The sequence below is a fragment of the Soehngenia longivitae genome (assembly GCF_004684055.1).
In the GTDB taxonomy this organism is placed as follows: Bacteria; Bacillota; Clostridia; order Tissierellales; family Tissierellaceae; genus Soehngenia; species Soehngenia longivitae.
Map to the genome: position 1 here is coordinate 35,984 of NZ_SRIB01000003.1, position 20,289 is coordinate 56,272.

Sequence of the window (20,289 nt, forward strand, 5' to 3'; positions counted from 1 at the left end):
ATGTAAAATGGTATTTGAAAAAGTAAAACATATTATAGCAGAACAATTAGGAGTAGAAGAAGACGAAATAACCATGCAAACATCTATGATGGGTGATTTAGAAGCTGACTCACTAGATGCAGTAGAAATAATGATGGCACTAGAAGATGAATTTGAAATCGAAATCCCCGATGAAGATGCTGAAAACTTTAAAAACATTGGCGACATAGCAAAATATATCGAAGGAAAAATTGCATAATATGTCAGATAGAAGGGTAGTCATCACAGGACTAGGAGCTGTAAGCCCTGTGGGGATTGGCAAAGACAGTTTCTGGGATTCTTTGACAAATGGGAAGTCGGGGATAGACTATATAACCAAATTTGACACTAAAGATTTTGATGTAAAGATAGGGGCAGAAGTAAAAGATTTCGATCCTACTCTTTACATGGACAAAAAAGAATCAAAGAGGATGGATCTTTTCACTCAATATGCAGTAGCTGGGACTCACTTAGCTTTTAAAGATGCAAAACTCTCCTCAGATGATCTTGACTCAAATAGAACAGGTATAATCATAGGGTCAGGCATAGGCGGGATATCAACTTTTGAAACTGAAAAAGAAAAACTCATGACAAAAGGACCAAATAGAGTAAGTCCATTTTTCATACCAATGATGATATCAAATATGGCAGCAGGGCAGGTAGCAATTAGTTTTAATATAAAAGGCCCCTCAATGACCATAACAACAGCATGTGCATCTGGGACTCATGCAATAGGAGAAGCTTTTAGGATGATAAAACTAGGAGTTATAGACGCTGCAGTTACAGGTGGAACAGAAGCTGCCATCTCGCCCATGGCTGTGGCAGGATTTACTTCTATGAAAGCACTATCAACTAGAAATGATGAACCTAGAAAAGCAAGCAGACCTTTTGACAAAGACAGAGATGGATTTGTCATAGGAGAAGGAGCAGGCATATTGATCATAGAAGAACTAGAACATGCACTAAAGAGAAATGCTACTATATATGCTGAAATAGTTGGATATGGAGCAACGACAGATGCATTTCATATAACCCAACCGGATCCAAATGCAGACGGAGCAAGGGTAGCAATGCAGCTAGCACTATTAGAAGCTAATGTACCACTTGATGAGGTTGATTATATAAATGCACACGGAACAAGCACATATTACAATGACAAACTTGAAACATTAGCAATAAAAGATTTATTTAAAGAGCATGCAAAAGACATAAACATAAGCTCAACTAAATCTATGACAGGACATCTCTTAGGTGCAGCAGGTGGGATAGAAGCTATAGCAACAGCTTTAGCTATAAAAGAAAGTACAATTCCCCCTACTATAAACTATGAAGTGAAAGATGAAGAATGTGACTTAAACTATACACCAAATGTAAAAGTTAATAGAGAAATAAGGTATGCACTCTCAAACTCTTTAGGCTTTGGGGGACATAACGCAAGTATACTTTTAAAATCATATAAATAATCCTGGAAATTTCCAGGATTATTTAATTTTTTGTATTGTAAGGTAATCTTTTAAAAGGTATACTAAAACTAAGAAGTTACTAACGTTATTGAGTAATATTGCCAATGATTGACTATAAATTAACAATTTATAGATAATATATTAAAGGGGGATTAGATATGTTTAAAAAATTTACAAATGGCTGTGTTGCATTAGTGAATAAGTACTTACCTGACCCATTTTTATTTGCAATCATACTTAACGCAATAGTTTTTATCGCTGGAATTATATTTACTGGACAAGGCCCACTAACCATGATAAAACATTGGGGAAATGGGTTTTGGAGTTTGCTATTATTTTCAATGCAAATGGTTTTAGTATTAGTGCTTGGAAGTGCAATGGCTCAAGCACCACTTTTCAAAAATCTATTAAAAAAGATAGCTTCATTAGCAAAGACACCTGGGTCAGCAATATTGATCACTACATTTATAGCAACACTTGCTTGTTGGATTAATTGGGGATTTGGATTGATCATTGGAGCTTTATTGGCAAGAGAAATGGCAAAGCAAGTAAAAGGCGTAGACTATAGACTGTTAATAGCTTCAGCCTATTCAGGATTTTTAGTTTGGCATGGAGGATTGTCTGGCTCTATACCACTAACTATAGCAAGTGAAACAGGACTTGTAGCAACTGGAGGAGCATTAACAACCCCCATACCAACCAGTGAAACAATTTTTTCACCTCTAAATTTGGCAATAGTAATTTCTATACTCTTACTTATGCCAATAGTAACAAGAGCAATGCATCCTACTCCTGATAAGACTATTACAATAGATCCAAGTCTGTTACATGATGAACCCCTAAAAGAATATGAAATAAAGACACCTGCTGATAAATTGGAACATAGTAAAATTTTGTGGCTGATATTATTAGCATTTGGATTTATATATATAGTTTATTATTTTTCAGAGAATGGTTTTAACTTAAGCTTAGATATAGTCAATATGATATTTTTATTTGTAGGAATACTACTTCATGGTGATTTAAGAAGATATATAGACGCAATATCTGAGGCAACAGCTGGAGCATCTGGAATAATACTTCAATTTCCATTTTACGCTGGTATTATGGGTATGATGACAGGCGCAGCTGAAGGAGCAACTTCACTAGCAGGGGTGATTTCAACAGCTTTTGTAAATATGTCCAATGATAATACTTTTCCACTATTTACGTTTTTAAGTGCAGGAATAGTTAATATATTTGTTCCTTCAGGAGGCGGGCAATGGGCAGTACAAGGCCCAATTATGATGCCAGCAGGTTCTGAACTCGGAGTACCAGCAGCAAAAACAGCATTGGCAATCGCATGGGGAGATGCTTGGACAAATATGATACAACCTTTCTGGGCATTGCCAGCACTTGGTATAGCTGGACTTGGAGCTAGGGACATAATGGGATATTGCATTATAACTTTGTTACTGAGTGGAGCAATAGCAAGTGTAGCATTTTTATTATTATAATAAAATAATAAATTAAATAATCCTGGAAAATTCCAGGATTATTTAATTTCTAAGTATTCTATGGGACTAAATTCAATGTTATAATTTAATCATTCGATGAACGAATGGAGAAATGGTGAAATCTGTGGAAATAAAAAAATTTATTTTTTACTCCAAAACTTAAACTCAAAAAGATGATGCTAGTTGACACATAGAATAAACACTAGATACACAAATAAATTAGGTAATGTTACTGTGATTTAAACATCTATAATAAATATCTATATTGACGAAGTAAAAAAATCCAACTCAAACGTGGGAAACGCACAAAACACAGTATGATAAAAAGAAAAGTCAATTAAATGTATGTTTGGATTAGAAATGGGCTTGTTAACTACTTTTAGAAATATCTGTACCTGTTAAAAATCCTTCTCCTCAATTATCCATCCTTATGATATAATCTACTAAGTAACTTAGTAGATTATTTTAGATTGGAGCAGATTATGAAAAAAACAGCAATAATCATCATGATTATAACAGTGATTTCGAAAGTATTTGGGTTTTTTAGAGAATTGGTTTTGTCGTACTTTTATGGTGCTTCAGCTATATCTGATGCTTACCTCATATCACTTACGATACCTGCGGTGATATTTTCTTTTGTTGGTACAGGGCTTTCCACTGGGTTTATTCCAATGTTTAGCCAAATAAGAGAAAAACATGGAGATAGTGAAGCAAACAAATTCACAAGTAATATTGTAAACATCTTATTATTGATTTCTACTGTATTGGTAGTGGTAGGGCTTATTTTTACTGAACCTATTGTAAAACTTTTTGCATCAGGTTTTAAAGGACAAACCCTTGCCATGGCGATAAGATTTACTAAATTGAGTTTAGTAGGTATATATTTTACAGGTACTACATATATTTATAGTGCATATTTACAGCTTAACAATAGATTTTTAACACCTGCTTTGATTGGTGTGCCATATAATATAATTATCATCATAGCAATAGCTATCAGTGCTAATCAAGATCCATTATTTTTGATATTGGGAAGTGTATTGGCAACAGCATCACAGCTATTTATTTTAATCCCTTCTATCAAGCGGTCTGGATATAGGCATAAATTCAGTATAAATTTTAGAGACGAACATCTAAAAAATTTAATGTTTATAGCTTTACCAGTAATTGTTGGAGTATCTGTAAACCAGATAAACACATTAGTAGATAGGACCATAGCTTCGGGGCTAGTAGTTGGAGGAATATCTGCATTAAATTATGCAAATAGGTTAAACGGCTTTGTTCAAGGACTTATAGTTACACCCGTTGCTACGGTGCTTTATCCAAGCATTTCTAAGATGGCTGCAAATGATAATATAAAGGGACTAAAGGCAGCTATAAACGAAGCAATAAATTCAATTAGCATATTGATTATGCCTATTACAGTTGGAGCAATGTTATTTGCAGAGCCTATAGTTAAGCTACTTTTTGGCAGAGGAGCATTTGATGCAAATGCAATTTCATTGACCACAAGTGCTTTAGTGTTTTATTCAATCGGCATGATTGGATTTGGACTTAGAGATATCCTATCTAGAGCCTTTTATTCACAGCAAGATACTAAAACTCCAATGATTAATGGTTCAATTGCTGTAATAATGAATATAGTGCTAAACATTATTTTGTCAAGGTATATGGGCATAGGTGGTCTAGCTTTGGCTACGAGTATTTCAGCTATATTTTCAACGGGTTTGTTGTTTGTTAACTTAAGAAAGAAAATAGGAGCTCTTGGGCTGAAGAAAACTGCGATAACTCTTGCAAAGCTAACTTTTGCATCAATCGCTATGGGTGTCATTGCGTGGTTTATCTATAGAATACTACTGATAAAAACAATAGAAGAGATTGCACTCATAGTAGCTATTATCATAGGAGCTTTAGCATATTTTGGGATTATTTTAACATTAAAGATTGATGAAGTAGATAATATGATTAAATTAATCAAGACAAGGCTAAAAAGGATGATGAAGTAGGAGGGATAAAATGGCACTTCTTGTTACAGGTGGCTTAGGTTATATTGGCAGTCATACTTGTGTAGAACTCTTAAATGCAGGGTATGAGGTTGTTATTTTAGACAATTTAAAAAATAGTAAAATGGAAGTCTTGAAAAGAATCGAAGAACTAACATGGAAGAAGCCCAAGTTTTATAGGGAAGATTTGCTCTATAAAGATGGGTTAGATAGAGTCTTTAGTGAAAATAAGATTGACGCTGTGATACATTTTGCAGGGCTTAAGGCAGTTGGAGAATCAGTTGAAAAGCCTCTTATGTACTATCAAAACAATGTAATAGGAACTATAAACTTACTACAAGTAATGAAGGGACACAATGTAAAGAAAATCGTGTTTAGTTCTTCTGCAACTGTATATGGGGATGAAAACAAAGCTCCATTTACAGAAGACATGAAACTCAAGGCTACAAATCCCTATGGCTGGAGTAAGTTTATGATTGAGCAAATCTTAAAAGATATATATGCAGCAGATAACTCATATAGTATATCAATTTTAAGGTATTTTAATCCAATTGGGGCACATAAAAGTGGAAGAATTGGTGAGGATCCAAATGGAATACCAAATAATCTCATGCCTTACATAACTCAAGTAGCTTTAGGGAGAAGAGAGAAGCTTTATATATTTGGGAATGATTACAATACTCATGACGGAACTGGAGTAAGGGATTATATTCATGTAGTAGATTTAGCTATAGGTCATTTAAAAGCATTGGAAAAGATAAATAAAGGTTCAGGGTTATTTATTTACAATCTAGGTACAGGAATAGGCTATAGTGTGTTAGATGTAGTCAAAGCATTTGAGAAAGCGAATGGAGTAAAAATCCCATATGAAATAGTGGATAGAAGACCTGGAGATATCGACGTATGCTACGCAGACCCTACTAAAGCAAAATTAGAGCTTGGATTTGAAACTCAGTTTTCTTTAGAAACTATGTGCAGAGATTCATATAACTGGCAGCTAAATAATCCAAATGGTTATGAAAGTTTGTAGGTGATAAAATGCTTTTATTGAATGAAAGAGAGTTTCTAGTTGAATACGGCAAGAAGCTTATCGATAAGAACCTAACGAAGGGCACAAGTGGAAATCTCTCAATTTTTAATAGAGAGAAGGAATTATTTGCTATAACCCCAAGTGGGATTGACTACTATGAAACTAGGATAGAAGATATAGTAATAATGAATTTAAACGGAAATGTAGTAGAGGGAAATAAAAAGCCATCAAGTGATTACAACTTACATAGGATATTTTATGTAAATAGAGATGACATAAATGCCATAGTTCATGCACATACTGTTTATTCAACAGTACTATCTTGCTTGAAGATGAGTTTACCAGCAGTACATTATATGATAGCATCAGCGGGGAAAGATGTTAGATGTGCTGAATACGCGACTTTTGGCACTGAAGAACTAGCAAAAAATGCTTATGATGCGATGAGAGATAGGAAAGCAGTTTTATTAGCAAACCATGGTGTACTAACAGCTGGTAAAGATATCTTTGAAGCATTTAGTATATTAGAAGATGTGGAGTATGTGTCTGAATTGTATATAAAAGCTAAAAATTTGGGAGAGCCTGTAATAATTGACGATAAAGAGATGGGAAAAATCATAGAAAAATTCAAAAGCTATGGTCAAAAATAAGGAGATGAAATTATTTCGTCTCTTTTATTTTACCTACACTTTAGTTTTGTGGTAAAATGAAGAAAATATTTTTTATTGAGGTGCAAAAATGGCAAATGAAAAAGGTAGTTTAGAAAAAATAGTTCAGATATACAATGATTTAAACAAAGCTGAAAAGAAAGTTGCAAAGTATATTTTAGAAAACCCAAGAGATATAATTCATTTTTCAATCACAGAACTAGCTGAGTCAAGTGGTGTTAGTGAGACAACAGTATTTAGAGTGTGCAATAAACTTGGATATAAAGGCTATCAAGATTTAAAGATAAATTTAGCTGGAGAGATCATAAAGCCGATAGAAAACATACATGAAGAAGTTAAAGAGGGTGATGATACATATTTAATAATGCAAAAAATATTAAAATCTAATATTAATAGCTTAGATAACACATTGAGATTAAATGATCCAGAGAAAATAATAAATGCAACGCAAATCACATTAAAGGCTAAACAACTTATGTTTTTCGGTATGGGAGGGTCCTTCTCGATCGCAGAGGATGCTCATCATAAGTTTATTAGATTAGGTAAAACTTGCAATGCCGCTTCTGATTCGCACTGGCAAGCTATGTTAATTTCTTTAGCTTCGGAAAATGATGTAGTATTTGCTTTTTCAAATTCTGGAAGCAATAAAGAGCTCCTTGACAATATAAGATTAGCAAAAGAAAACAATCTGAAAATTATTTCCATCACAGCAAATCCAAAATCACCAATTGCAATGGAATCGGATATTTCTTTAATTGCATATGGGAAAGAGTCGTTATTTAGATCAGAAGCGATGGAGTCTAGGGTGTCAGCTTTGATGATAATAGATTGGATATACGTGAATAGTGCGATGATTAGTAAAGATGAAGCATTGGAAAATTTAGAAAAGATTAGAAAAGGAATTGCCTCAAAACGATTATAAAAATAATTTTTATTTTACTTGATTAAATATTATATTATGCTATAATAAAGAAAATATCTTTTATAGCGTAATATAATATTTTTTTATTGGAGTGAGGAAAATGTTTTACATAGGAATTGATATTGGCACTACGAGTACGAAAGCAATTTTGTATGATGAAAATGGGAAAATTAAATCGAAATCATCTGTACTTTATCCCATTTATTCTCCAAGGGCGAATGTAAGGGAGCAAGATCCTGAAGAAATTTTTAATGCTGTTTTGAGTACTTTAAAAGAAGTAAATTCAGTGGCAAAAAATTCGGGAGAGAAGGTTGAGTTTATCTCATTTTCATCAATGATGCACAGTTTGATATGTGTTGACAAAGATGCTAATCCTTTGACTAATTGTATCATATGGGCTGATAGCAGAAGTAGTGAATATGCAGAACAATTTAAGGGAAATGGCATCGGAATAGAAATATATAAACGAACAGGAACACCTTGTCATTCAATGTCACCTTTATATAAAATCATGTGGCTAAGAGATAATGAGAGTGAGATATTTAAGAATACTTTTAAGTTCATATCTATAAAAGAATATGTTATATATAAATTATTTGGAGAGTATTTAGTTGATTATTCAATAGCTAGTGCTACTGGATTGTTTAACATTTACGATTTGAAATGGGACGATGAAGCGTTGAATTTATGTGGTATAGAGGAAAGCAAATTATCTATACCTTATCCTACAACTTACATCATAGAAGGAATGTTAGATAAATACCGCGAAGTTTTAAAGTTTGATGAAGATATAAAAGTTGTGTTGGGTGCCAGTGATGGATGCCTTGCAAATCTTGGTTCAAATGGAATAGATTTTGGGACTGCAGTTGTTTCGATTGGGACCAGTGGTGCAGTAAGGACAGTATCAAATAGACCTATTATCGATGATAAAGGGAGGACGTTTTCATATATATTAACTGACAATATGTATGTATCAGGTGGTGCAATTAACAATGGTGGAATAACATATAGATGGTTTAGAGATACATTTTGTAGTGAAGAGGTTGAAATTGCTTCAAAAATGAACATCGAAGCATACGATTTAATAAATAAAATGGTTGAAAACGTTAAACCTGGCAGTGAAGGACTCATATTTTTACCTTTTCTTACTGGAGAAAGAGCACCTTACTGGAATTCAAACTTAAGAGGTTCTTACATAGGTATTTCTGATATGCACAAAAGAGAGCATTTTGCTAGATCAACTATTGAAGGTATATGTTTTGCAATCAATGACGTTTTTAGAGTTCTAAAAGAAACAAATGAGGACATAAAATGTGTGTATGTAAATGGTGGATTTACAAAATCAAAGTGTTGGGTACAAACATTAACCGATTGTATGGATACAAAAATTATCATATCAGATAATTATGAGAGCCCAACACTAGGAGCTCTAATGTTAGGGCTATTAGCAATAGGAAGAGTAAAAACTTTAAAGGAACTTGATTTTATGTTGGAAGATGGAGAAGTGTTTTTTCCAACTCAAAATAAAGAGAAGTACAAGGAACTATTTCAAATATACCAGAACGCTGTAAGTAGTATGACAAATGTGCTAAGTGACTTAGCTCATTTTCAAAATAAATTATAGGGGGTATAAAAATGGATGGACAATTTTATTATGTAGCTGTACTGTTAATTTCTATTGCATTGCTATTATTTTTAATTATGAAGCTTAAACTCCATGCTTTTGTAGCACTTCTCATTGTGAGCATGGGAACTGCAGTTGCCGCTGGCATGCCAATTGAAAAAATAATGGGCACTATACAAAACGGCATGGGAGGGACATTAGGTTTTATAAGTGTGGTAGTTGGGTTAGGAGCTATGTTTGGTAAAATGCTTGAAGTTTCTGGTGGAGCAGAAAGACTAGCCCGTACATTGATAGGAAAATTTGGCAAAGATAGAGCTTCGTGGGCTCTGGGTTTAGCAGGCTTTATCATATCAATCCCTGTATTTTTCGATGTAGGATTTATAATACTTGTTCCTTTAGTTTATTCTTTGGCAAGAGAAACTAAAAAGTCATTATTGCACTATGGAATACCACTATTAGCTGGACTTGCAGTAACTCATGCATTTGTTCCCCCAACTCCTGGACCAGTTGCTGTAGCACAATTAGTGGGAGCTGATTTAGGAAAAGTTATATTATTTGGTATAATTATTGGATTACCTTCTATGATTGTTGCAGGACCAATTTTTGGGAAGTACATCGGGAACAAAATATATGCAGAAGTTCCCGATTATATGGAGCTTGACGAAAATGTAATTAAAGCAGAAGAAAAGGATTTGCCTAGTTTTAAACTGATAATTAGTTTAATATTAATTCCAATTGTTCTCATACTTTTAAACACAACAGCAGGTGTATTTTTAGAAGAAGGAAGTTCAATGAGAAATATATTAACATTTATAGGGCATCCATTTTCGGCTTTGAGTATTTCTACTATTTTAGCTTTTATAACATTAGGAAAACACAAAGGTTTGAGTAGAGATGAAGTAAATAAGGTTGCAACTGCTGCATTAGCACCTACAGGTCTTATACTATTAGTTACAGGAGCTGGAGGGATATTTAAACAAGTTCTAATAGATAGCAATATAGGTACTGTTTTAGCTGAGGGTTTAGCTGATTCTAGTATGAATCCGATAATTTTAGCATTTTTAATTGCAACAGTTGTTAGAGTATCAGTAGGCTCTGCAACAGTAGCAATGATGACTGCAGGAGGGATAATGGCACCACTTTTGCCAGCATTTAATGTTGAGCCTGCTTTGATAGTTTTAGCAATTGCATCTGGATCTACTGTGCTATCTCATGTCAATGATAGTGGATTTTGGTTAGTTAATAGATATTTTGGTATATCTGAAAAGGATACATTAAGATCATGGACTGTAATGGAAACAATAATTGGAGTTGTTGGGTTAATCTGTACACTAATTATAAGTATTTTTGTATAATATATAATAGATTAATAGATATTTAACAAAAGGGTGGTGACATATGAATATTGCATTGATAGGTCTTGGGAAAATGGGATATAATCTTGCATTAAACATGCTTAATAAAGGATATAAAATAAATGCGTTTGATTTATCTCATGAAAATGTTAAAAAAGCAAAAATTGCAGGGGCAAACGGGGTAAAATCTATTAAAGAATTAATTGATATGACTCCAAAAAAAAGGATAGTATTTCTATTGTTACCAGCTGGAAAAGCTGTAGATGATACTATTGAAGAATTACTAAAATATCTTGAAAAAGGAGATATAATCATAGATTCAGGTAATTCACATTATAAAGATTCTATTAGGAGATATGAGTATCTAAAACAAAAAGGCATTAGTTTTCTAGATTGTGGGATCAGCGGCGGACCTGAAGGAGCTTTAAAAGGAGCTTGTTTAATGGTTGGTGGAGAAGAAGAAGTGTTTAAAGATTGCGAGAAAATTTTTAGAGATATATCAGTAGAAGAAGGGGTTCTTTACACGGGGAAATCCGGCAGTGGTCATTTTGTTAAGATGGTACACAATGGAATAGAATATGGAATGATGCAATCTATAGCTGAAGGGTTTGAAGTAATGTATAAATCAGACTTTGACATTGACTATGAAAAAGTTGCACATGTGTTTAATCACGGGTCTGTTGTTAGGTCTTGGCTTATGGAATTAGTAGAGTCGGCTTTTAGCAAAGATAAAGAATTGGACTCTATAAAAGGGGTGATGCATTCCTCAGGAGAAGGAAAGTGGACTGTAGAAACTGCTCTAGATTTAGGAGTTCCAGCTCCAGTTATAGCTTTATCAGTATTTATGAGATATAGATCACTGGAAGATGATACATTTTCAGGCAAAATTGTTGCAGCTTTGAGAAATGAATTTGGAGGTCATGATGTAGAATTAAAATAATGGAGAGAAAACTCTCCATTATTTTAATTATTTTCTCTAACCAATCCTCTTGCAATAAACATAAAGCTTGCGATAAATCTAAATATAGCTATTATAATAAGTGCTATTGCTATGCTTGTCATATCTTTTATAGCTACTCCCATTATTGGAGCTATGGCTGATACTATGGCTGTCAATGTGTTATATATAGCTATATATATTGTTCTATTTATCGAAGGTGTTACTTCTAAGAGCATATTAAACAATATTAAATTTGTTCCAGCAACAGCTATCCCAATTATTATGTTAAATAGAACTAACATAAAAATATTTTTTGATAGCACATAAAAAATAGGTGTTATAGCCATTCCCATAAGTGCTATTCCAAGGGCAAAATTATTCCCCTTTTTATCTGCAAACTTTGCCCATTTTGTAAAGGAAAGTATAGAAGATAGACTACTTGATATTGTTATAGCACTTAACCAAAATTCATTAGCACCTAACACTTTTATGGTATATATATTGAATAGGGGTTGAGCTCCCATCCACCCTATATAGAAAAATGCGGATATCAGTGTGAATATGAGATAATTCTTCTCTTTTGGCAAATTTTTAAAAGTTGCTTTTAATGAATCTATGTATCTTGTAGATTTCTTTTTTCTTTTCATACCTCTAAATTTAAAAAAACTTATCACTTCTGCAAGAGAAAAAATAAACGCGAAAAAGAAAAATATTTGATATAGCCTTATTGAACCTTCATTTGTTTTAGGGATATATGTAAGTAATTGTCCTGAGATGAAAGTAATAGCCAATGCAAAGATAGTTGAGTACTTATTTCTAAGTCCCATAGCATTTCCTCTATCTTCTATGGAGAATACATCGCCTATGCTTGATTGGTATCCCATAGTTGCCATAGCGCCAGGTAAGTTCATCAAGCCTATAATGGTTATAAATAGACTTGCTTGGTTAACTCCCTTTAAAAAAGGTAAAATAGCTAGCAAAAGATAAAATAGTTTATGTATAAACATGATAGTTCCGGTGGTTTTCTTTTTATTGCTTAAACTTTCTATTAGTATTGCTCCTGGAATATATGCGAATATGCTCACAAAATATGGAAAGCTAGTGAGATAAGCTATTTGATAGTCCGTAGCTCCTAATCTTTCAGCAAATTTTGCTAAATAGGGGTTAACTAGATTGAATGCAATTGCCGCAAATACTCCATTTATTATATTAACTTTTATGTTGTACGATACCAATTTTTCTTTAAGCGATACTCTGTCGCTCATCATATATCCTCCGAAATATAAAATTTAGAGACACAAATTATTATACATTAGATTTATCTTTTTTACTATATATTATTAAAATTAATTCTAATTATTAAAAATGTGTAAATTGTGATAGAATTAATATAAATATAGACATTTGAGGTGGATTGTGAAAAAATTTCTTTCTTATATTATTGTACTATTTGTAGTAATCGTAGCATTATTGACTTTGCAGTCAGAGGATGGCAATTTCTCATTTGATTCTTTAATAGGTTCAGATGAATTTGAAATTCATTTTATTGATGTAGGGCAGGGAGATAGTACTTTAGTGATCACTCCAGATAAAAAAACAATGTTAATAGATTCAGGGACAAAAGATAGTTCAAAAGTATTGATTGACTATTTAAAAAATATTGGGATAGATACTATTGACGTATTTGTTTTGACTCATCCTCATTCTGATCATATTGGAGGGGCTGTTGATGTGATAGAAAACTTTGAAGTAAAACAAATTTTAGACAGTGGGTTTGTACACACTAGTCTAACTTATGAAAAATACCTAGATAAAATCGATGAAAAAAACATTCCATTTACAGTTGTGAAATCTGGTGATGAGTTTAGCTTAGGAGATGCTTTAGTTTTGATATTAAGTCCTGATAAACCAATGGAAGATGCAAATAACAGCTCGATTGTGATGAGGGTTGAGTTCCAAGATTTCTCATGTGTTTTTACTGGAGATGTCGAAGCACAGGTTGAAGAGGAAATCATCAAGAGTTATCCAAACATCCAATCAGTTTGCTTAAAAGTTGCCCATCATGGGAGTGATACTTCTAGTAGCAAAGCATTTTTAGAAGCAGTAACACCAGAAATTTCAGTAATACATGTTGGTAAGGATAATCCTTATGGACACCCAAACAAGGATATTTTAAAGAGATTGACAAATATTAACACAAAAGTGTATAGAACTGATCTTGATGGTACAGTAATTATCAAGTCAGATGGTAGTGATTATTCAGTAGAAACTACAAAGTAGGTGGATTATATGAAAACAATTGGAATTGTCGATAGATTTGAGGAAAATCTCGTAATAGTAGAGTTATTTGATGACTTTTATTTATTTCCGAGGGGATTGTTCCCTGAAGATATTTCCGAGGGAGATGTTGTATCGATTGACATAGAAATTGATAAGGAATCAACATCTGATAGAAAAAAGAAAATGGAAGAGAAACTAAAGAAATTAATCGAAAAAAATGAATAATGGGGGGTTTTTATGCTTTATGGTATTGAAAAATTAAACTTAGCAAATTTACCTACACCAATTGAGAAATTAACAAAAATATCAGAGCTTTTAGACAAAAATATGTACATAAAAAGAGATGACTACACAGGTCTTGAGTTCTCGGGAAACAAGATCAGAAAGCTTGAATTTAGCGTAAAAGATGCAATTAATAAGGGAGCAAACCATCTAATTACTTGTGGAGCTATTCAATCTAATCACGCAAGAGCTACAGCAGTTGTTGCTGCAAAGTTTGGACTTGGATGTACACTTGTTTTAAAGGGTAATGAGACAGATGATTTAGACGGGAATTATTTTTTAGATAAATTATTTGGCGCAGAGATTACTTTTGTGTCAGCAGATGATTATGCATTTAGGCGAAACGAGATAATGGAAAATACTAAAGAACAATTAAAAAAACTTGGAATGAAACCATACATAATACCTGAAGGAGCATCAAATGGGATTGGCTCATTAGGTTATTTAAATTGTTATGAAGAAATTTTAATTCAAGAAAAGTCTCTTGGCATAGAGTTTGATGCAATTGTAGTTGCAGTTGGCTCTGGGGGGACATATGCGGGCTTATACTTAGGCAATCAATTGCATAAATCAAATAAAAAAATAATTGGATTTAATGTCTCAAGCACTGCTGAGCATTTTATTGGTAGAATATGCGAACTAGTAGACGAAACATTACCATTATTGGATGGAAATTATGATGTAAATAAAGAGGACATAAAGATAATTGATGGATATGTAGGCAGAGGATATGCTATAAATAGAGTAGAAGAATTAGAATTTATTGAAAGAATAGCTCAAAATGAAGGGATTCTTTTAGATCCGGTTTATTCTGGAAAAGCTTTTTATGGCTTAATTAATGAAATCCAAAATGGCAAATTTAACGATTTAAAAAATATCTTATTTATTCATACTGGTGGGCAGTTTGGGATATTTCCTAAGAAAAATTCATTTGAGCTTTAGTTATTTCATGCTAAAGCTCATTTGATTTATCTTGTAAATAGTTTATCTACATTTTTTAACTTTTCTTTTTTGTAAACATATAATTTAATATCTCAAATTTTTCATTGTCACATCTATGAACTCTTAAATGCAATAGTTTATAATTTATGATTAATATGTTACAATTTAATATATATATATTTTCGAAAGGATGTGCATTTATGGTAAACCCAATAGTGACAATAGAAATGGAAAATGGTAATAAAATTAAGTTAGAACTTTATCCAGATATTGCTCCTATAACAGTTGAAAACTTCATAAGTTTGATAAAGAAAAATTTTTATGATGGGACAATTTTTCATAGAGTAATAAAAGACTTTATGATACAAGGAGGAGACCCCGAAGGTACTGGAATGGGTGGCCCTGGGTATAGTATTAAAGGTGAATTTAAAGAAAATGGGTTTGAGAATAACTTAAAGCATGAAAGAGGAGTTATCTCAATGGCAAGGGCAAGTGATCCTAACTCGGCAGGCTCTCAGTTTTTTATCATGCATAAAGATGCTCCTCACTTAGATGGTGGATATGCTGCTTTTGGTAGAGTCATTGAAGGCATTGAAGTTGTAGATGAGATTGCAAATGTTAAAACTGATTTTAGAGATAGGCCAATTGAAAAGCAAGTTATAAAAACTATAACAATTGAAGAATAAAACTAGGAGGCTAAAAATGGAATATAGAGTTTTTGGGAATAAATATATAGCAAGGATAAATAAGGGAGAAGAGATCGTAGAAAAAATCAAAGAACTTGTGGAAAAAGAAAACATCAAACTAGGCACAATCACAGGCATAGGCGCAGTAGGCACTGCTACTATAGGGCTATTTGATACAAACACTAAAGTGTATCATTCAACTAGTCTTGAGGGTGATTTTGAAATAACAAGTTTAATAGGGAATATTTCCACTAAAAATGGAGAAACTTACCTTCATATGCATATAGCATTGGGAGATGAACAATACCATGTTTATGGTGGACATTTAAATGAGGCTGTTGTTAGTGCAACTTGTGAATTGGTGATAGAAAAAATAGATGGTGTTGTGGAAAGAGAGTTTGATGATAATTCAGGTTTAAACTTGTATAAATTTGTAGATTAGGAGGGGTCAAATGAAAGTCAAGAAGGCTGTTATACCTGCCGCAGGACTAGGCACGAGATTTTTACCAGCTACAAAAGCTCAACCTAAAGAGATGCTTCCCATAGTTGACAAACCAACACTTCAATATATTATAGAAGAAGCTGTGGAGTCTGGGATTGAAGAAATACTAATAATTACAGGTAGAAACAAAAAAAGCATTGAAGACCATTTTGACAAATCAATTGAACTTGAACTCGAACTTGAAAGAGCAGGAAAGTTAGAGCTTTTAGAAGAGGTGAGGAGGACTTCTGATTTAGCAGATATATACTATATAAGGCAAAAACAACCTTTGGGGTTAGGACACGCTATATACTGTGCTAAGACATTTATTGATAATGAGCCTTTTGCAGTGCTATTAGGAGATGACGTAGTATATAATCCTGAGAAACCTTGCTTAAAGCAGATGATAGACATTTATGATGAGTACAAGACTACTATACTTGGGGTTCAACCTGTAGACAATGACGAAGTAAATAAATATGGGATAGTAGATGGTAAGTATATAGAAGACAGAGTCTATAAAGTTAAAGACTTAGTTGAGAAACCTCCTAAAGAATCCGCTCCGTCAAATATAGCTATATTGGGCAGGTATATAATTAGTCCTTCAATATTTGAAGTATTAGAACACACTAAGCCAGGGAAAAATGGTGAAATACAACTTACAGATGCATTGAAGGAACTTGCAAAGAGAGAGGCAATGTATGCTTATGATTTTGTAGGTAAAAGATATGATGTAGGAGATAAATTAGGGTTTTTAGAGGCAACTGTAGAGTTTGCACTTAGAAGAGATGATTTAAAACTAGATTTTTTAAAGTATTTAATAGAATTAGTAGAAAGTGAGAGAGAGGGACTTAATGATTAAGCTTGTAGGTTTAGATTTAGATGGGACATTACTAAATGAAAATCATGAGATTTCAAATGAAAACAAAGAGATAATCGATAATTTAAAAGAACTTGGGATAAAAGTAGTGCTCGCTTCTGGCAGGGAAATAGAGTCTATGATTTGGGCTAGCAATGAATTAAGGCTTGATACACCTCTTATAGCATTAAATGGTGCAATCGTGACAGATAATACAGGAGAAAAAATATTATTTGATAAATCATTGAATTTAAATAAAATTAAGGATCTGTTCATTGACTTATACAATGATGGTAGATTTATGCTTATATTTTTTAAGGACGAGGTAATTGCTACGGACAACAATGACGATTATTATAACTTGTTTATAAAGTACAGCAACGTAATACCAAGAAGGGTAAACGACGTGGTAAAATATTTAGAAGATAACAACTTATGGAATTTGGTATATAAGATAATATTTTCTGACGAGGAAGAAGCGCTTATCAGTTTAAGAGACAATATTAAAGACAAATTAGATGAAGACTATACTTTAACTTTTTCAATGCCTTTTTATTTAGAACTTTATGATTCACATGTATCTAAAGGCAATGCTTTAGAGTTTGTTGCGAAGATGTATGGAATAAATAGTGACGAAATAATGGCTATAGGAGATGGAGAGAATGATCTTTCGATGATAGAATTAGCAGAAGTTGGAATAGCCATGGAAAACGCACCAGAATATATAAAAGAAAGAGCAAATTATGTCACTAGTTCAAATATAGACAATGGAGTATTTCATGCAATAAAAAAATTTATATATAATGAATAGCCCGAGTAATCGGGCTATTATAATACAATAAAGACCAAGATCGAAGTGATTAAATTGCTTAAGAAGTTAACCATATTGTTGTCTACTATTCTAATTCCTCTAACAAGTTGAGCATTTCCATTTTGTGTTATTTTCTTTTCTGTTAAATTGTTAGTTTGATTATCTAGATATTGTGCTTGCACAGTAGCTCCCAGCACACTATCTATTATAGAACCTAAGAACCCTAAAATCATACATATTAACATAAAATACATGCTCATTACTAAATCTTTATATATTATGAAACTAAACCCAAATGTTAGAACAGATATGAAAGCAGCGCCTAAAAAAGAAGCAAATAAACCTAAAGACGAAATCCCGCCAGATATACCTTTTGGCACAGGTTTAAATGTTATTATTCTAACAGGATTTTTTTTGCTCAAAACACCTATTTCAGATGCCCATGTATCTGCAGTAGAGACAGCAAATGAAACACTAAATGCCAAGAAAAACTCAGGAGATTTATTTACATACTCCAACAATACAAATATTGCCCCTATAACACCATTTGCCAATACTTGAGTATAATCTCTTTTTCCGGTCTTGTCATTCACTTTCTCAAATGCCTCTTTAGATTTCTCTTTAAATTTAGTTAAAACACTTGAGGATATAAAAAAACTGACCAGTATAATAAAATGGTAAATGCTCCCAAAAGAGTAAATAATACTACCTAGTATTACAGCTGTGACAGCACCACTTATTGTAAGAGAATCTTTTTTATATGCTGGATATACGATAACTAGCGAGAGAATTATCCCAATAACTATATTTATTATTATCAATCTATCACCTCTATAAATAAGCTAAGACATAGTATATCATGCTTGTACCAAGTGGCACTGATAAATTGTCAAATCCCTTTGGAGTGAATAACTCTAATAATGTTGCCGAAAAAGCAAGAATGAAAGAATAAAACAAGTTACTTGTTGGGTTAAAAATGCTTAGAATTATATAGGAGACTATAAAAGTTGCAATAAACATAGTTATACTTCCTATTAAGCTTTTTTTACTTCCAAAGACTTCGAATTTTTTTCTTCCATATTTTTTCCCTATGACCGCGGCGAAACCATCTCCATATCCCATAGTTAGTATACCTAAAGCGCCAATATATGAGTAATTAGTGTTTTTAAAGGTTATAAGAGATAAAATAAATAGTGAAATAGCATAGTAAACAGTTCCTAAATCTTCTTTACCGCCACCTCTTTCCATAGCTGTGAACAAATTTTTCTTATAAGAAACATAATTTAAAACTACAAATAAAGCAGGTACTATGCTTGCGTAAATATAATTATCAAAGAATATCATTGCTATAATCCACCAATTAGATACACCTATATGGATAAATTTTCTACTCCCTTCATCTTTTAAGATATTTTTCTTTGTCAGCAGTGTCGAAATACCAATAACTACAAATACAAATATAATAGAAATTATTATACCAATTAAATTATTCATTTTATATCACCATTTTCAATTGTTTTTTCACTTCTAGAGCAATTTGAGTTTTTCTCAAACTTGATACCACATTTCTTTTATTAAGGCAATCATAAGAATTTTTTCTTACTTCATTTAATATTTCTTTATAAATATATGCGGCTGTTAGTACAGGGTACTTGCTGTCATCATCAAATTCAGAAATTAAATCTAAGGAATCGTTGTAAAGTTTTTCTGCTAGTTTTGCTTCATACTCCCATAGATTTACAAAGTTTTCGTTTATGATTTTTTTAGAAAGATCATCATAACTATAGTTGTATTTATCCATTAACTCTGTTGGCAGATACACTCTGCCATTATCATAATCTTGGCCAATATCTCTTAAAATATTTGTTAATTGCATAGCCTTTCCTAAATTTATAGCAGTTTCTCTTAAAAAACTATGATTTTTTGTCGCCAAAATTGGGAGAATCATTAGACCGACCGTTCCAGCAACATAATAACAATATTCCATCAGATCTTCTTGCGTTAAAAAGTGTTTAAAATTATAATCCATTTTTTGGCCTTTTATCAAATCAAAAAAAGGTTCTTTTTTTATTTTGTATTTTTTTGTGACATCATTTAAAGCTATCCATATTGGCTTATCTGGAGTAATGCCGCTAAAAAACAACTCCAGCTCTGACTCCAAATTCAAAAGCATGTTTAAATCGTTATATTCATCGATGCTGTCATCACACAATCGACAAAAACCATAAACTGCGTATATAGCATTTGCTTTTTCTTCTGGTAATAGGCTAAAAGCTTTATAAAAGCTTTTAGAATGCTCTTTAATAATGTCTTCGCAATATTCATAGCTATTTTTAACTTCCATATAATTATCATGCCTCCCTCTTTGAAAATAAATATACCCAGGATTAAGGACCATAAAGCAAACCGTTGTTAAAATTACAATTTTA

General features: G+C 32.5%; 21 protein-coding genes. 17 read left to right on the top strand and 4 right to left on the bottom strand.

The window, feature by feature from the left end; all coding sequences use genetic code 11:
* The first annotated feature begins 7 nt into the window (after window positions 1–7).
* From acpP to gnd, 10 genes are all read left to right on the top strand, one after another.
* The gene (acpP, locus tag E4100_RS02955) at window positions 8–238 is read left to right on the top strand and encodes an acyl carrier protein (protein WP_135270553.1); all 231 of its coding nucleotides are present in this window, start codon (window positions 8–10) and stop codon (window positions 236–238) included.
* A gap of 1 nt (window position 239) precedes the next feature.
* A complete protein-coding gene (gene fabF / locus E4100_RS02960) occupies window positions 240–1,481 on the top strand; it encodes a beta-ketoacyl-ACP synthase II (RefSeq protein ID WP_135270554.1) in 1,242 nt (413 codons plus the stop codon).
* A 158-nt stretch (window positions 1,482–1,639) separates the two neighbouring features.
* Window positions 1,640–2,977, top strand: a complete 1,338-nt coding sequence (locus E4100_RS02965) for a short-chain fatty acid transporter (protein WP_135270555.1) — start codon at window positions 1,640–1,642, stop codon at window positions 2,975–2,977.
* A gap of 482 nt (window positions 2,978–3,459) precedes the next feature.
* On the top strand, window positions 3,460–4,983 hold the full coding sequence (gene murJ / locus E4100_RS02970; RefSeq protein ID WP_209315239.1) for a murein biosynthesis integral membrane protein MurJ: 1,524 nt from the start codon (window positions 3,460–3,462) through the stop codon (window positions 4,981–4,983).
* Window positions 4,984–4,993: 10 nt separating this feature from the next.
* The gene (gene galE / locus E4100_RS02975) at window positions 4,994–6,010 is read left to right on the top strand and encodes a UDP-glucose 4-epimerase GalE (RefSeq protein WP_135270556.1); all 1,017 of its coding nucleotides are present in this window, start codon (window positions 4,994–4,996) and stop codon (window positions 6,008–6,010) included.
* Window positions 6,011–6,018: 8 nt separating this feature from the next.
* Entirely contained in the window at window positions 6,019–6,660 is a 642-nt protein-coding gene (locus tag E4100_RS02980) for an L-fuculose-phosphate aldolase (protein ID WP_135270557.1), read from the top strand.
* An 88-nt stretch (window positions 6,661–6,748) separates the two neighbouring features.
* Window positions 6,749–7,600 (top strand): MurR/RpiR family transcriptional regulator, encoded by an 852-nt coding sequence (locus tag E4100_RS02985; protein WP_135270558.1) that lies wholly within the window; start codon window positions 6,749–6,751, stop codon window positions 7,598–7,600.
* A 100-nt stretch (window positions 7,601–7,700) separates the two neighbouring features.
* Complete coding sequence (locus tag E4100_RS02990; protein ID WP_135270559.1) at window positions 7,701–9,224, top strand: gluconokinase; 1,524 nt, start codon at window positions 7,701–7,703, stop codon at window positions 9,222–9,224.
* 11 nt (window positions 9,225–9,235) lie between these two features.
* Entirely contained in the window at window positions 9,236–10,579 is a 1,344-nt protein-coding gene (locus E4100_RS02995; RefSeq protein WP_135270560.1) for a GntP family permease, read from the top strand.
* Window positions 10,580–10,622: 43 nt separating this feature from the next.
* Window positions 10,623–11,519: a phosphogluconate dehydrogenase (NAD(+)-dependent, decarboxylating) gene (gene gnd, locus E4100_RS03000; protein ID WP_135270561.1), complete on the top strand. Its 897-nt coding sequence runs from the start codon at window positions 10,623–10,625 to the stop codon at window positions 11,517–11,519.
* A 23-nt stretch (window positions 11,520–11,542) separates the two neighbouring features.
* Here gnd and E4100_RS03005 read toward each other — a convergent pair whose 3' ends face one another.
* Window positions 11,543–12,784 carry an MFS transporter gene (locus tag E4100_RS03005; RefSeq protein ID WP_167792058.1) on the bottom strand — a complete coding sequence of 414 codons (1,242 nt, stop codon included), beginning with the start codon at window positions 12,782–12,784 and terminating at the stop codon, window positions 11,543–11,545.
* Window positions 12,785–12,935: 151 nt separating this feature from the next.
* On the opposite strand from E4100_RS03005, the gene E4100_RS03010 reads away from it, so the two are divergent.
* The 7 genes from E4100_RS03010 (at window position 12,936) to E4100_RS03040 (ending at window position 17,860) form a co-directional block, all read left to right on the top strand.
* Window positions 12,936–13,799: a ComEC/Rec2 family competence protein gene (locus E4100_RS03010; protein ID WP_167792059.1), complete on the top strand. Its 864-nt coding sequence runs from the start codon at window positions 12,936–12,938 to the stop codon at window positions 13,797–13,799.
* A 9-nt stretch (window positions 13,800–13,808) separates the two neighbouring features.
* Complete coding sequence (locus E4100_RS03015) at window positions 13,809–14,024, top strand: DUF3006 domain-containing protein (RefSeq protein ID WP_135270564.1); 216 nt, start codon at window positions 13,809–13,811, stop codon at window positions 14,022–14,024.
* 12 nt (window positions 14,025–14,036) lie between these two features.
* Complete coding sequence (locus tag E4100_RS03020; protein ID WP_135270565.1) at window positions 14,037–15,023, top strand: D-cysteine desulfhydrase family protein; 987 nt, start codon at window positions 14,037–14,039, stop codon at window positions 15,021–15,023.
* Between the two features lie 200 nt (window positions 15,024–15,223).
* A complete protein-coding gene (locus E4100_RS03025; protein WP_135270566.1) occupies window positions 15,224–15,709 on the top strand; it encodes a peptidylprolyl isomerase in 486 nt (161 codons plus the stop codon).
* Between the two features lie 16 nt (window positions 15,710–15,725).
* Complete coding sequence (locus E4100_RS03030; protein ID WP_135270567.1) at window positions 15,726–16,151, top strand: PPC domain-containing DNA-binding protein; 426 nt, start codon at window positions 15,726–15,728, stop codon at window positions 16,149–16,151.
* A gap of 10 nt (window positions 16,152–16,161) precedes the next feature.
* The gene (gene galU, locus E4100_RS03035) at window positions 16,162–17,052 is read left to right on the top strand and encodes a UTP--glucose-1-phosphate uridylyltransferase GalU (protein ID WP_135270568.1); all 891 of its coding nucleotides are present in this window, start codon (window positions 16,162–16,164) and stop codon (window positions 17,050–17,052) included.
* Window positions 17,045–17,860, top strand: a complete 816-nt coding sequence (locus E4100_RS03040) for a Cof-type HAD-IIB family hydrolase (protein ID WP_135270569.1) — start codon at window positions 17,045–17,047, stop codon at window positions 17,858–17,860. Before galU ends, E4100_RS03040 begins: the two co-directional genes overlap by 8 nt.
* A 17-nt stretch (window positions 17,861–17,877) precedes the next feature.
* Here the strand turns inward: E4100_RS03040 and E4100_RS03045 are convergent, their stop codons facing one another.
* The 3 genes from E4100_RS03045 to E4100_RS03055 are packed head-to-tail and all read right to left on the bottom strand — an operon-like array spanning window position 17,878 to window position 20,204.
* Window positions 17,878–18,681: a DUF92 domain-containing protein gene (locus tag E4100_RS03045; protein WP_167792060.1), complete on the bottom strand. Its 804-nt coding sequence runs from the start codon at window positions 18,679–18,681 to the stop codon at window positions 17,878–17,880.
* Window positions 18,682–18,691: 10 nt separating this feature from the next.
* Window positions 18,692–19,354: a diacylglycerol/polyprenol kinase family protein gene (locus E4100_RS03050; RefSeq protein ID WP_135270571.1), complete on the bottom strand. Its 663-nt coding sequence runs from the start codon at window positions 19,352–19,354 to the stop codon at window positions 18,692–18,694.
* A gap of 1 nt (window position 19,355) precedes the next feature.
* Window positions 19,356–20,204, bottom strand: coding sequence for a phytoene/squalene synthase family protein (locus E4100_RS03055; protein ID WP_135270572.1), 849 nt, complete (start codon window positions 20,202–20,204; stop codon window positions 19,356–19,358).
* Window positions 20,205–20,289 lie beyond the last annotated feature (85 nt).